Genomic DNA, 13,436 nt, shown 5'->3' on the forward strand with positions numbered 1-13,436 from the left:
AAATGACTGCTACATAACCGTCAAACATGCCTGCTACTCGTCAAAGTCGGCCTGGTAATCGCCGATGAAGCGCCCCAGAGCCGGGCCGACCCAGAGACGGTGGTCATCGATGACGCCGCCCAGGTTCCATTCTTGAAGATGGGCGAAGAGATCCTGGGCCAGTTCGCGAAGCTTGGCTTCGCGGAATTGGGCGCTCCAGAGACGTCCGTGCCGTTCGCGCAGGTGGTGCAACAGCGCCTCCGCCTCCTGCCAGGTAAAGACGATGCGGTGTCCCTCGTCATCGCCGGCAGGCTTTTGCTGGGCACGCCGGCGACGCACCTCGCCGGCGAAAAGCAGCGCAATATCGGAGATGGCTTTTGCCGTGGGAAAGAGCTGGCACTCGCCCGTCAAATCAGGATGAAAGAGGATCAACCCCTCCCTGTAGCGTTGGCCGGTCAGACCGAGCTGTTTTTCCAGGGTCTCCAGGATGTAGCGCCGTTGCGTGAGCACATACTGGCGCTCCTCATCGGTAAAGTCCCCGTCATAGACGACCGGTTCTTGCAGCAGGCGGCGGAAGACGCGGTGACGGCGACGGCGAATGCGCCCCTCTTCCGTGTCGGCGTAATCGCCTTCACAGATCGCCTCGATGCTCCCGTAGGTGGAGAGATCGCGGGGGAAACGGCGCAGCACAAAGGCGGCTCCCTGGCCGCACTCATAGAGGACGTTATGTTCGCTGCCGCTGCTGCGGCTCCATTCCGTCTCGTCGCCGTCAACGGCGATGACGATGGACAAATCGCGCAGCTTGCGCAGCGCCCGCGCCATGGAGAGGCGGTGCTCATAGAGGTTCCAGTCAATATCGATGTCGAGGCCGAGCAGGTGGTTTCGGATCTCCTCGATCATGTCGGTCAGGAGAAACTGCTCGACCTCATTTTTTCCCTCCAGATACCAGAGGCAGAAGGTGAAGAACATGTAGTCGCGGCTCGTCGCGAACTCCTCAAAGCCCATCCAGGGCTGGGGCGCTGTGGGGTATTTGTCCAACTTGGCCACCTGCCGGGTGACGATGAGGACAAAATCGCAGTAGTCCTGGAAAAAGCTGCGCAGTTCTTCATAGTGCTGCTTGATGGCCTGGAAGAGGTCGGGATCCGCCTCTTTCGTGATCCAGGGGCGATTGAGCAGGGCTTGGGCGCAGGCGATGCGTTCCTGGTGGAAGTAATCGGCAGACCCTGGAGAAAAGCGCCGGCGGAGCGATCGTTTGCCTGTCCCATCCCCTGTGGGTAAAACCGCCGGCGGCGACTTTTTTTCGGAAGCCGGTGATATGATAGGCATCTTACTGGGCTTCTCCTTCAAAGTGCAGAATGTAGTTGGGCATGTCCAGTGCGCCATCGAGACAACGCAAGAGGGCGCGCCCACCGTCCGGATGGCGGAGGGAGATGCGCACGCCTTCCGGTGTGCGAAAGCTTTTTCCCTGCTGGTTCATGCAGCGGCTGATCCAGTACAGCAGATGGGTGCGCAGGAAGGGAGACACCTCGGGCATCTCGGAGATGCGCACCTGCCCCTGGGCGACAAACTGGGCCAGCAGATCCTGTTCCGCCTTCCGCTCCGCCAGATAGACCTGTCGCGCCGCCCTCTTTTGACGGGAATGGTCGGCGATGGCGTCGGTGCCGCCTTCGCGGCGGCGTTGACGAGAGCGGGAACGGAGGGCATAGGCATTCGGCGCCCCAGTCCACATGGCCAAGTCGGCCGATTCGGTGCCCTTGTGATCATGCCCTTGGAAATGGCGCGTCCGGTACAGGCCAAAGGCCGCAGCGGCCAAACGGTGCGCCCTCTCCACATCATTTTCCAGAGAGGCAAACCACTGACCGAGATAGGCCAACTCGCGCCTGCGCGAGAGGCCGCTCAGTCGCTTTTCCTGGATGCGCAGGGCGCAGCGCACGATTTTGGCGATCGTGTCCTTGCTCGCCTGTTCCAGGTACTGAATGTCGCTGGTTTCGCCGTCTTCGCCGATAAACCAGCGAACAAGGGCGCGCCACTCCCGGGTGAACCGGTCCGCTTCTTCGACCTCACTGGGCCGGTCGTCAATGACCGGCAAGGCGGCCAGATCGCGGAGGACCTTTTGACAGAGCCGTTCCATCGTTCCCGGCGGAACCGTCTCCAGCAGGCCTTCGATGCGAAAGGCGCTGCGCTGCAGGTTCTGGACGAAGTTGCGCAGGTATTCTGTCAAGGTGTTTTTGTAAACCAAGAAGGCCTCGGTGGCCATCAGTTCTTCGGCCTTGGCGCTTTGCAGCGAAGCGATGTAGTCAGAGGCGTTCTCCGTCAGCTTGGTGAAGGCCTCATAGGTCGTGCGCCAGAGGGGAAGCGCTTCGTCGGCGGAAAAATCGCCCTGCCCTTCGATGATGCGCCGGAGATTGGCAGAGATGGTGTCAAGGAGGGTTGGTTCCAGGGAGCCGCCGTAACCGCGGATCGTCTCCAGGCCGGCCACCATGCGTTCGATCTCTACGGAGTACGGCGTCATCTGGTAGCGGTACTTCTTCCGCAGATACTCCTCGATCGTGCTGGAACGGCCGCCGTCGTGGCGAGGAGCCAGGTTTTTCCACTGAACGAGGGCGTTCAAGTCCTGCTGGCACTGGTCCATGCTGTAGTTGGGAAGCAGTTGAAAACGGCAAACGCCTTCGAACACCTCTTCCGGCTTGAGCCAGTAGTGCAGGCGCAGGTGCTGTTCATAAAAAAAGCGCATGATCAGGCGGTAGCGCGGCGTGTTGGCCGCATTAAGATAAGCGAGTTCTGGAATAGGGCGGAGGAGGTGTTCGGACATAGGGCCTCCTTGGTGTCGTTTTTTGTCGGTACTGATCAGTATTATAGGTGCATATTACGATGATTGCCAGTTTCTCCTATATGTAATTATTGAGAGGTGAGAAAGGATCAAGACAATATAAAAGCAGAAGGCCCTGCCCGCTCAGGCGACAGCCTTCTGCTTTTTCATCTTTATGACACGAAACTGACGTTACCTGGGGGATCGGCATAGTTTACCCAGCCTGGGGCAGTCCGCCATCGCGAAACTGGCTGCGATACAGTTCGGCATAGAAGCCGTCCTGGGCCAGCAATTCCCCATGGGTCCCCTGCTCGATGACGCGTCCATGATCCATGACCAGGATCAGATCAGCCTCGCGGATCGTGGACAGGCGGTGGGCGATGACGAAGCTGGTCCGCCCCTGCATCAGTTTGCCCATGGCCTTTTGAATCAGCGCTTCTGTGCGCGTATCGACGCTGCTCGTGGCCTCATCGAGGATCAAAATGGCCGGATCGGCCAGGAGCGCCCTCGCGATCGTCAGGAGCTGCTTTTGCCCCTGCGAGATGTTGGAGGCCTCCTCATTGAGAACCGTGGCGTAGCCCTCGGGCAGGGTGCGGATGAAGCGGTCGGCGTTGGCCATTTTGGCAGCGCAGACAATCGCCTCCTCTGTGGCGCCTTCGCGGCCATAGGCGATGTTTTCCCGGATGGTGCCCTGAAACAGCCAGGTGTCTTGCAGGACCATGCCGAAACAGCGCCGCAGATCGCTGCGGCGAAGGCGGCGGATATCGACGCCGTCGACGGTGATGCAGCCGCCGTCGACCTCATAAAAGCGCATCAAGAGATTGATCAGTGTCGTCTTGCCGGCGCCGGTGGGGCCGACGATAGCAACCCGTTGCCCGGCCTTGACCTGGATGGTCAGGTCTTCGATCAGCGGCTGATCCGCCTTGTAGCGGAAGGAGACCCTTTCAAAGGTGACGTTGCCTTTCGGCGTCATTTCCTTTTGGGGAAGGGTAACGTCCGAAGGGGCGGCTCCGATCTCCTGAGCCGGCAAAGTCGCAGGGCTGTTTGCCTCCACGGCGGCCGAATCGGCGTCGTCGCCAAAGGTCCCATCTGGTATTTCTTCCGCCTCATCGAGCAGTTCGAAGACCCGTTCCGCCGAGGCGATGGTCGATTGAATCACATTGACGATGTTGGCCGTCTGGGTGATGGGGTGGGCAAACTGGCGGGCGTACTGGATAAAGGCCTGCACATCGCCGATCTCAATCGACCCCCTCGTCACCAGCAGGCCGCCGGCGACACAGACGAGGACATAGCCGATATTGTTGATGAACATCATCAGCGGCATGATCATGCCCGAGATGAACTGGGCTCGCCAGCCGGCTTCATAGAGCGACCCATTGACGGCGTTGAACTTGGCGATCGCCGCCGCTTCCTGCCCGTAGGCTTTCACGACGGGATGGGCCGAAAACATCTCCTCAATATGCCCGTTCAGTTCTCCCAGTGTTTTTTGCTGGTTGATGAACTGGGATTGGGAGCGGGAGGCGATGCTTTTAAGGACGATGGCGCTCAGGGGCAATGTGATCAGCAAGATCAACGTCATCCAGGGGCTGATGACCACCATCATGACGATGACGCCGAGAATCGTCACCACGTTAGTGATCAACTGGGTCAGGCTCTGGCTCAAGGTGTTGCTGATGTTGTCCACGTCATTGACGGCGCGGCTCAGCGTCTCGCCGTGGGAGCTGGCGTCAAAGTAGCGCAGGGGCAGACGCGCCAGTTTTTCGTTCACATCCTGCCGGAGGGCGTAGACTGTTTTTTGCGCTACGCCGGCCATCACATACTGCTGCACATACCCAAAAAGGGCGCTCAAGCCGTAAAGGCCGGCCAGGACGAGCAGAATATGGATGATATAGGGGAAATCGATGGCGGCGCCAGGGAGCCCTTGGTGCTTGGCCATCAACCCATCGAAGAGCCGGGTTGTGGCGTTTCCCAACAGTTTGGGGCTGACGATGGAAAAGACGGTGCTGAGCAGGGACGTAATCAAGACGGTGAACAGCGAGAGCCTGTGGGGGCGCAGGTAAGCGGACAGCCGGCGCAGCGTCCCTTTTACATCCTTGGCCTTTTGCACCGGCATCCCCATGGGAGGGCCGCCGCCCGGACCGCCTCCGGGGCTGAAACCGGCGCGCGGCGCTGTTTTCGTTTGCCTGGTCTGGCTCATGCGGCGTCCTCCTCTGAAAGTTGCGATGCCACGATTTCCCGGTAAACGTCACAGGTTTTCAACAATTCCCTGTGAGTTCCGATGCCGGCGACGCGTCCCTGATCGAGGACGATGATGCGGGTGGCGTCCATGATGGTCGTCACCCGTTGCGCCACGATCAGCACGATGGCGCCGGCGATCTCCCGTTCCAGGGCGGCCCGCAGCTTGGCGTCAGTCTTAAAGTCGAGAGCCGAGAAGCTATCGTCAAAAAGGTAGATGTCGGGCTTTCGCGCCAGGGCGCGGGCGATGGAGAGGCGCTGCTTTTGCCCGCCCGACAGGTCGGCGCCGCCCTGGGCAATGGGGGCGTCCATCCCGCCGGAACGGTCAGCGACGAACGCGCTGGCCTGGGCGATGGACAAGGCCTGTAAAACCTCCTCATCGGAAGCGGCTTTGTTGCCGTAACGGACGTTCTCGGCGATGGTGCCAGAAAAGAGCAGCGCCTTTTGCGATACATAGCCGATCCGGGCGCGCAGGTCTTGCTGCGCCAGATCGCGGATGTCGACGCCGTCCAAAAGGATGCGACCGCCTTCGATGTCATACAAGCGTGGGATCAGGCTCAACAGCGTCGATTTGCCCGAACCGGTGCCGCCGATGATGGCCGTGATCTCGCCGGGACAGGCCGTAAAGGAAATGTCAGACAGTACCGGCTGTTCGGCGCCGGGATAGGCAAAGGTGACATGGTCGAAAGTGAGGGCGCTCACAGGCGAGTCTGCCGGAGGCAGCGCCGCGGAGCCCGATAGGTTGTCGATCTTTGGCGCGTGGTCGTCGATCGTGGGCGCCGTGTCGAAGATTTCGTTGATGCGGGCAGCCGACGCCGCTGCGCGGGGGATCAAGACAAAGAGAAAGGCGGCCATCATCAGCGAAAACAGGATCAGCATGGCGTATTGGATGAAGGCCATCAAGTCGCCGATCAGCATGTCTCCGCTCTCAACGCGCAGGCTGCCGAACCAGACAATGGCGATGATCGAGAAGTTCAACACCAGCATCATGATCGGCATCAGGGCGGCCATGATGCGGTTCACCCGGATCGCCGCCTCGGTCAAGTCCTCGTTGGCCTGGGTGAAGCGCGCCTGCTGGTGAGCGACGCGGTTGAAGGCGCGGATCACGCGGATGCCGGTCAGGTTTTCCCGGAGCACCTGATTCAACCGGTCCAGTTTCACCTGGATGGCCCGATAGAGGGGGATCCCCCGGCGGGCCATGACGAAGATGGTCACCGCCAAGATCGGGACGACGGCGGCGAAGACGAGCGACAGGTGGGCGTTGCGGGCGACGGCCATGATGATGCCGCCGACACACATCAGCGGCGCGCTGATCATCATGCGCAGCATGATCGTCAACACCTGTTGCAGTTGGCCGATATCGTTCGTCGTCCGCGTGATCAGCGAGGCGGCGCCGAAACGGTCAAACTCCTGGAGGGAGAAGCCCTCCACATGAGCGAAGAGAGCGCCCCGGAGATTGCGGCTAAAACCGGTGGCCGCTTTCGCGGACAGGTAACTGGCTGCGACGGAACAACTCCCCCCGACGGCCGCCACGAAGAGCATGATGACGCCGATGCGCATGATGTAGCCGCTGTCGCCGGTGATAACGCCGGTGTTCACCATATCGGCCATCAACGTGGGCAGATACAGTTCGGACAGGGATTGCAAAAAGAGCAGCGCCAGGAGCAGGGCCACGAAAAAGCGGAAAGGGCGCAGAAAACGGTACAGTTTTAGCATAGGCCATCCTCTTTCTTGACCGGAGGTTGGGGGGCCGGCGGTTCTTTCGTCGTGTAATACTGGAAGACCTCATTTAATAACAGGGCCAGTTGCCGGCTCTTGTCCTCACCCAGATGGGCCACCAATGCTTCAAAGGCGCGCACAAAAGCTTCGGAGGCGGCGGCAGTCAACGCATCGCCCTTGGGCGTCAACCGGACCAGGACGGCGCGCCGATCGGTCGGATCGAAGGCCCGTTCTACGAGGCCGTTCGACTCCAAGTCCTTGATCAACTGGGTCACCGTGGGGGGCGTCACCCGGAGGGTTTGGCTGATTTCCGACAGCTTCATCCCCGGTGAATCGGCTCTTCGCCCTTTATGAATGCAAAAGAGCAGTTTGATCTCACTGGGCTTGTAGCCGAGGACGTTTCGCTGGTGCCACTCCATCCGCTTGAACCGCATGAAGGCTTGCAGCAGTGTTTGGGCCGTACTGCCTTCATCCATCTTTTTTCACCTCACTGATTGTTTCAACAAAGGAAACGATGGGATTCGCTACACAGAGACGCTGATGAGAACGGTAAAAAATTTGTTAACCTAACTAATTATATGGCCGCCCTCCCAACAGCGTCAACGTTTCATGATTGGTTTTTCCGGTGGCATTTGGGGTAGCGGGAAGAAGTCCAAGGTGACAAACCGTGGCTGCAACCGAGAAGGGGGAAGGGGCGTCGAAAAAGGGCAAAGAAGTCAGGAAAAAGGATTTTCTGTCGCTGTAGCCAATATACAGATGGGGACACGGTTGCCCAGGCAGGCTGCCGAGGAGACAAGCCGAGGCGGTTCCTTGGCGCTGAACGCGATACAACGGCCCTGCTTACATAGACACGACGAGTGTGATTATTTTTAGGAGGAATAAACGTTGAAAAAAAGAGCTGCTATGTTTGTCTGTTCCATGATGCTCCTCGCCGCGCCCATCGCCGGTGAGGCCGCCGTGACCGATGGTGGAACCGAGCCCACCGGGGCCGACAGCACCAGCGCAATCAGTTCAGTCGGCGCGGTCAGCGCCAACGAAGGCGCCACTACTGCGGCCGCCGCCCACACGGTCACCATCCGTGTCAACGGTGCGACCGTCTCGTTCCCCGACGCCAAACCCTTTGTCAACGACGATGGGCGCACCATGGTCCCCGTGCGTTTCGTCAGTGAACAACTGGGCGCAGAGGTGAAATGGAATGACGCCACGCAGATGGCCGATATCCAATACCGGGGCCGGAAGATCTCCATCCCCCTTGACCAGCCGGTTGCCTATATCGACGGCCGGAAGGCGAGCCTGGACACATCGGCGGTCCGGCGCGACGATCGCGTCATGGTTCCGCTGGCCTTGATCAGCGCCGTGTACGGTGTTAACACCGACTGGAACGGGGACACGAACACGGTGACGCTCCAGGCCATCCCGGAAAAGACGGTCGTCGCCAGAAATAAGATGTACCCCCAGGCGCCGCCCATGACCATCGACGTCAAAAAAGAATACAGCGCTGTCGTCACCACCAACTTCGGCGATATCACCATCAAACTCCATCCTCAAGACGCGCCCCAGACTGTCAACAACTTCATCTACCTGGCTCGTCAGCACTACTATGAGGGCATCCGATTCCACCGGATCATGAAAGACTTCATGATCCAGACAGGCGATCCCCTGGGGAACGGAACAGGCGGCCCCGGCTATCAATTCGCCGACGAACTGCCGGCGAAAATCCCCTATGCCCCTGGCGTCGTCGCCATGGCCAACGCCGGTCCGAACACGAACGGCAGCCAGTTTTTCATCTGCACCGGTGACGAGGCCAAGGGACTGAACAGCCACCCCAACTACACCGTCTTCGGCGAGGTCGCCTCCGGCATGGACGTGGTCAAGCGAATCGCCGCTGTTCCCGTCGTAAAAGGGCAGGGGAACGAGGTCAGCAGCCCCCTCTTCGATGTGATCATCTATGGGGTGTCGGTGGAGGAGAAATAACTGCCGGTCTCAGCGTTTGAAATCCCTGGCAACCATGGTAAAATGAAAAACATATGTCTGACAGAATCAAAAAACGGAGATGAACAGCATGTATGAACTCCTGGCCGGTGTCTATGACCGGCTGATGGCTGATGTCAACTATGACGAATGGGTGGACTTCACCGAGGGCGTCTTTGCCCGGTTCGGCCTCCGACCGGCCACTGTCCTCGATCTGGCTTGCGGGACCGGCGCCATCACCGAACGGCTGCTAAAGCGGGGCTACCGCGTCGTCGGCGTCGACCTCTCGCCGGACATGCTGGCCGTCTGCGCCGATCGCCAGGAGGAATACCTGGAACGGGGTCAACTGCTCCTCCTCAACCAGGACATGCGGCGGCTCGAATACCCGCGGCAGGCCGACGCCATCGTCTGCTTCCTTGACGGCCTGAACTACCTTCCTTCCAAGGAGGATCTGACCCAGACCTTAAAAGGCGTCGCCGCCGCCCTCGCCCCGGGCGGCGTGCTGGTGGCCGATCTGCACACGGAGCACAAACTGGCGACGGTCCTCGGCAACGAAACCTTTACAGAAGTCCGGGAGGATCTGGCCTACATCTGGTCCAACGACTATGACGCAGACACCCGGACGGTGGAGATGAATCTGCTCTTCTTTGTCTCCCGACCGGACGGCCTCTATGAGCGCTTTGAGGAGAGCCACTACCAGATCTGGCACACCCGCGAGGAGATCGAAAGCGCCGTCGTCCAGGCTGGCCTTACCGTCGAAGGGCTCTATGGCGACTTGGCCGGCAACGCCCCGACCGCCACGAGTGAGCGTTTCTACCTGGTGGCCCGGAAAACAAACAGTTAAGGAGAGTCGTCGTTGAGCGATCTGATCAAAGTCATCGAGGTGTTTCTGACCCAAATCGTCACCTACCTGAACTCCTTCGGCTACGCCGGCGTCGTCATCGGCATGACCATCGAGAGCGCCTGCATCCCCTTGCCCTCAGAGATCATCATGCCTATGGCCGGTTTCATGGCCTACCAGGGCTCGATCACCCTCTTCGGCGCCGCTGTCGCCGGCACGGTGGGCAATGTCATCGGCTCTTTGGCCGCCTACTTCGCGGGGCGAGCCCTTGGCGAGGAGTTTATCTTCAAGTACTTCGGCTGGTTCATCTCTCGCAAAGAATTCAACATGGCCCAGCGCTGGTTTGACAAGTACGGCGAGGCGGCCATCTTTATCAGCCGCATCCTGCCGGTCATACGGACCTTCATCTCCCTGCCGGCGGGCATCGCCGGGATGGACGTGAAGAAATTCACCCTCTACACCTTGCTGGGTTCTTTCCCCTGGTGCTATGCCCTCGCCTACATCGGCTATGTCCTCGGCGAAAACTGGCAGTCCATCCGCAAATACGGCCACGACCTGGACATCGTCATCATCGCCATCATCGGCCTCATCGGCGCCTGGTGGCTCTGGCACAAGATGAAGGACTACCGGGAGAGCCGGACCCAGATGAACCGTAAGGATTAAACGGTAAGGACTGGACATCAAGGATTGATGTCGATTAAATTGCATTTGCTACGGGAAATGCTATAATAGGAAACATATGACCCCGTAATGAGATCCCGAGATCACGAATACGGATATGACGAAAACGACGAAGAACGGGAGCAGTACGCCGCCCATCCTCCTCCAGAGACCTGCCGGCCGGTGCGAGGCAGGGGAGAGGCGGTCGAATCTCGCCCGGGAGTCGCAGGGCCGAAGAGAGAACGACGGAACGTTTCACCGCTGTGCCTAGGCGCCAACGGTGAAGCGGCAACCGGCAGCCCATCGGGCCGTTGTCACCTCTCCTAAGCCCAGACGGTTGCGGGACCGTTATCCCTGGCACGAGCGGCCGATCCCGGCAGCGGACCGACCATTGGCGAGGGTTGTCTTCGAGCGACAGCCTTTTCGCGATGAAACGCCTCTCAGGAAAGAGCCTGGAGGCATGACACAATGGCAAGTCCCCCGGCGCGGCAACTTGGGTGGTAACGCGGAAAGAACCTTTTCGTCCCATGGCGGGCGGGAAGGTTTTATCTTTTTCCAAAGAAATAGGGATGGATGAAAAAGGGATCGATATTCGTTTGGGAGGAATCCACACCGATGCAAGAACGCTACGACTACCAGCAGATTGAAGCGAAATGGCAAAAACATTGGGCTGACCATGACATGTTCCGACTCCAGCAGGAACCGGGCCGGCCCAAATACTACTGCTTGGAGATGTTCCCCTACCCCTCGGGCAACCTGCACATGGGCCATGTGCGCGTTTACTCCATCGGCGACGTCGTCGCCCGCTTCAAGACGATGCAAGGCTACAACGTGCTGCACCCCATGGGCTGGGACGCCTTCGGCCTGCCCGCCGAAAACGCCGCCATCAAGCACAAGGTGCCTCCCGCCGACTGGACTTGGAGCAACATCGCCAACATGCGCCGCCAACTCCAGTCCATGGGCATCTCCTATGACTGGGAGCGGGAAGTGGCCACCTGCCACCCTGACTACTACAAATGGACCCAGTGGCTCTTCTTGCAACTTTACAAGGCCGGCCTGGCCTATAAGAAAAAGGCCAACGTCAACTGGTGCCCCGACTGCGCCACCGTCCTCGCCAACGAGCAGGTCGTCGACGGCCTCTGTGAGCGCTGCGACGCCACCGTTGAGAAGAAAGCCCTGGAGCAGTGGTTCTTCCGCATCACCGACTACGCTCAGCGCCTCCTGGACGACCTGAACAAACTGCCCGGCTGGCCCGATAAGGTCAAGACGATGCAGGAAAACTGGATCGGCCGCTCCGAAGGCGTCGAGGCTGACTTTGCCTTGGAAAACCCCGTTGGCGCCGTGGACAAGCTGACCGTCTACACGACCCGCCAGGACACCATCTTCGGCGTCACCTACATGGTGCTGGCGCCGGAGCATCCCGCCGTGGAAAGCTTGGTGAGCGGCAACCCCCGCGAGGTGGAGCTGCGCGCCTTCATCAAAAAAGTCCTCGGCCAGAGCGAGATGGACCGCACGGCGAACGACACGGAAAAAGAGGGCGTCTTCACCGGCCACTACTGCATCAACCCGCTGACCGGCGATAAAGTGGCCGTCTACCTGGCCAACTATGTCCTCGTCGACTACGGCACCGGCGCCGTCATGGGCGTGCCAGCCCACGACCAGCGCGACTTTGAGTTCGCCACCAAATACAACATCCCCATGAAAGTGGTCATCCAGCCCGAGGGCCTGCCTGACCTGGACGTGGAGGAGATGGACCACGCCTATGAAGAGGAAGGCCGTCTCGTCCGCTCGGGCGAGTTCGACGGCCTGATCAACACGCAAGCCCTCGACGTCATCGCCGATAAACTGGAGCGGGAAGGCAAGGGTGTCCGCAAGGTCAATTACCGCCTCCGCGACTGGCTGATCTCGCGCCAGCGCTACTGGGGCGCGCCGATCCCGGTCATCTACTGCGAAAAGTGCGGCGAAGTGGCCGTCCCCGATGAACAGCTCCCGGTCATGCTGCCCACCGACGTGGAGTTCACCCCCTCCGGCGAATCGCCCCTGACCACCCGTCCTGACTTCTACGAGTGCACTTGCCCCCAGTGTGGCGGCAAAGGCCGGCGCGAGACAGACACGATGGACACCTTCGTCTGCTCCAGTTGGTACTTCCTGCGCTACTGCACGCCGAAGGACAAAGACCACGCCTTCCTTAAAGAAGACGTGGACTACTGGATGAACGTGGACCAGTACATCGGTGGCGTCGAACACGCCATTTTGCACCTCATGTACGCCCGCTTCTTCACCAAAGTCCTCTACGACCTGAAGCTGGTCAAGGTCGAAGAGCCCTTTGAAAACCTGCTCACCCAGGGCATGGTCCTTATGGGCGGCTCCAAGATGTCCAAGTCGAAAGGCAACACCGTCAGCCCCGAAGAGATCATCGCCAAATACGGCGCCGACACGGCCCGCCTCTTCATCCTCTTCGCCGCCCCGCCCGAGCGCGACCTGGAGTGGAGCGACCGGGGCGTCGAAGGCGCCCACCGCTTCCTGCACCGCGTCTGGCGGCTTGTCCACGCCTACAGCGAGCCGATCGCCGGCGTGGCGGGGACGCTGGTGGGGAGCGGGGACGGGCAGACCGGCGCGGCGCAACCCGTGGCAGGGCAAACTGATGTGAAGCTCGCGGCAAAGGGCTATGACCTCTCCGCCTTAAACAACGACGACCGCGAACTGGTCCGGGTGGCCCACTACACAGTGAAAAAGCTGACCGAAGACATCGGCCAGCGCTTCAACTTCAACACAGCCGTCTCGACGATCATGGAGATGGTCAACCACCTCTACCAGTACAAGGACAAAGTTCCTGCCGAACAGCAGAACATCCCCCTCGTCAAAGACGCCCTGGCCCGCCTCGTCCTCGTCCTGGCCCCCTTCGCCCCGCACATCTGCGAAGAACTGTGGCAGGTCATCGGCGGCGGCGACTCGGTCTACAAACAGCCCTGGCCCAACTACGACGAACAAGCCCTCGTCCGGGACGAAGTGGAAGTGGTCGTTCAGATCAACGGCAAGGTCCGTGAGAAGCTGCAAGTGACCAATGGCTTGGACGGCGAAGCGTTGAAGGCGAAGGCGCTGGAGACGGAGAAGGTGCAGGCGCTGATCGCTGGGAAGAGTGTGGTGAAGGTGATTACGGTGCCGAATAAATTGGTGAATATTGTGGTGAAGTAGTGTGCAAAGCCCCGGGGTGACCCGGGG

General features: G+C 59.9%; 10 protein-coding genes. 5 read left to right on the forward strand and 5 right to left on the reverse strand.

The features are described from left to right. Positions 1-33 precede the first annotated feature (33 nt). The 5 genes from GTO89_RS04565 to GTO89_RS04585 all read right to left on the reverse strand — a co-directional run bounded on the left by GTO89_RS04565 (position 34) and on the right by GTO89_RS04585 (position 7,218). On the reverse strand, positions 34-1,305 hold the full coding sequence (locus GTO89_RS04565; RefSeq protein WP_161260885.1) for a TIGR02678 family protein: 1,272 nt from the start codon (positions 1,303-1,305) through the stop codon (positions 34-36). A 1-nt stretch (position 1,306) separates the two neighbouring features. Then, positions 1,307-2,791: a TIGR02677 family protein gene (locus GTO89_RS04570; protein ID WP_161260886.1), complete on the reverse strand. Its 1,485-nt coding sequence runs from the start codon at positions 2,789-2,791 to the stop codon at positions 1,307-1,309. A gap of 211 nt (positions 2,792-3,002) precedes the next feature. Further along, entirely contained in the window at positions 3,003-4,985 is a 1,983-nt protein-coding gene (locus GTO89_RS04575) for an ABC transporter ATP-binding protein (RefSeq protein ID WP_161260887.1), read from the reverse strand. Then, positions 4,982-6,739 (reverse strand): ABC transporter ATP-binding protein, encoded by a 1,758-nt coding sequence (locus GTO89_RS04580; RefSeq protein WP_161260888.1) that lies wholly within the window; start codon positions 6,737-6,739, stop codon positions 4,982-4,984. The genes GTO89_RS04575 and GTO89_RS04580 overlap by 4 nt, the downstream gene beginning before the upstream one ends. After that, entirely contained in the window at positions 6,733-7,218 is a 486-nt protein-coding gene (locus tag GTO89_RS04585) for a MarR family winged helix-turn-helix transcriptional regulator (RefSeq protein WP_161260889.1), read from the reverse strand. The genes GTO89_RS04580 and GTO89_RS04585 overlap by 7 nt, the downstream gene beginning before the upstream one ends. A 409-nt stretch (positions 7,219-7,627) precedes the next feature. Between GTO89_RS04585 and GTO89_RS17135 the strand changes: the two genes are divergently transcribed. The 5 genes from GTO89_RS17135 to leuS all read left to right on the forward strand — a co-directional run bounded on the left by GTO89_RS17135 (position 7,628) and on the right by leuS (position 13,409). Beyond that, positions 7,628-8,716, forward strand: a complete 1,089-nt coding sequence (locus tag GTO89_RS17135) for a peptidylprolyl isomerase (RefSeq protein ID WP_204758210.1) — start codon at positions 7,628-7,630, stop codon at positions 8,714-8,716. Positions 8,717-8,804: 88 nt separating this feature from the next. Beyond that, entirely contained in the window at positions 8,805-9,557 is a 753-nt protein-coding gene (locus GTO89_RS04595; RefSeq protein WP_161260890.1) for a class I SAM-dependent DNA methyltransferase, read from the forward strand. A gap of 12 nt (positions 9,558-9,569) precedes the next feature. After that, on the forward strand, positions 9,570-10,217 hold the full coding sequence (locus tag GTO89_RS04600; protein ID WP_161260891.1) for a DedA family protein: 648 nt from the start codon (positions 9,570-9,572) through the stop codon (positions 10,215-10,217). A gap of 87 nt (positions 10,218-10,304) precedes the next feature. Further along, the gene (locus GTO89_RS04605) at positions 10,305-10,541 is read left to right on the forward strand and encodes a hypothetical protein (RefSeq protein WP_161260892.1); all 237 of its coding nucleotides are present in this window, start codon (positions 10,305-10,307) and stop codon (positions 10,539-10,541) included. 288 nt (positions 10,542-10,829) lie between these two features. Further along, positions 10,830-13,409, forward strand: a complete 2,580-nt coding sequence (gene leuS / locus GTO89_RS04610; RefSeq protein WP_161260893.1) for a leucine--tRNA ligase — start codon at positions 10,830-10,832, stop codon at positions 13,407-13,409. Positions 13,410-13,436: the final 27 nt, after the last annotated feature.

Source organism: Heliomicrobium gestii, assembly GCF_009877435.1.
GTDB lineage: Bacteria > Bacillota > Desulfitobacteriia > Heliobacteriales > Heliobacteriaceae > Heliomicrobium > Heliomicrobium gestii.

Excerpts from the sequence above, each read along its gene's own strand:
- GTO89_RS04595 (WP_161260890.1), top strand. The coding sequence starts at position 8,805 with ATGTATGAACTCCTGGCCGGTGTCTATGACCGGCTGATGGCTGATGTC.
- GTO89_RS04565 (WP_161260885.1), bottom strand. The coding sequence starts at position 1,305 with ATGCCTATCATATCACCGGCTTCCGAAAAAAAGTCGCCGCCGGCGGTT.
- GTO89_RS04585 (WP_161260889.1), bottom strand. The coding sequence starts at position 7,218 with ATGGATGAAGGCAGTACGGCCCAAACACTGCTGCAAGCCTTCATGCGG.
- GTO89_RS04580 (WP_161260888.1), bottom strand. The coding sequence starts at position 6,739 with ATGCTAAAACTGTACCGTTTTCTGCGCCCTTTCCGCTTTTTCGTGGCC.
- GTO89_RS04605 (WP_161260892.1), top strand. The coding sequence starts at position 10,305 with ATGAGATCCCGAGATCACGAATACGGATATGACGAAAACGACGAAGAA.
- GTO89_RS04575 (WP_161260887.1), bottom strand. The coding sequence starts at position 4,985 with ATGAGCCAGACCAGGCAAACGAAAACAGCGCCGCGCGCCGGTTTCAGC.
- leuS (WP_161260893.1), top strand. The coding sequence starts at position 10,830 with ATGCAAGAACGCTACGACTACCAGCAGATTGAAGCGAAATGGCAAAAA.
- GTO89_RS04570 (WP_161260886.1), bottom strand. The coding sequence starts at position 2,791 with ATGTCCGAACACCTCCTCCGCCCTATTCCAGAACTCGCTTATCTTAAT.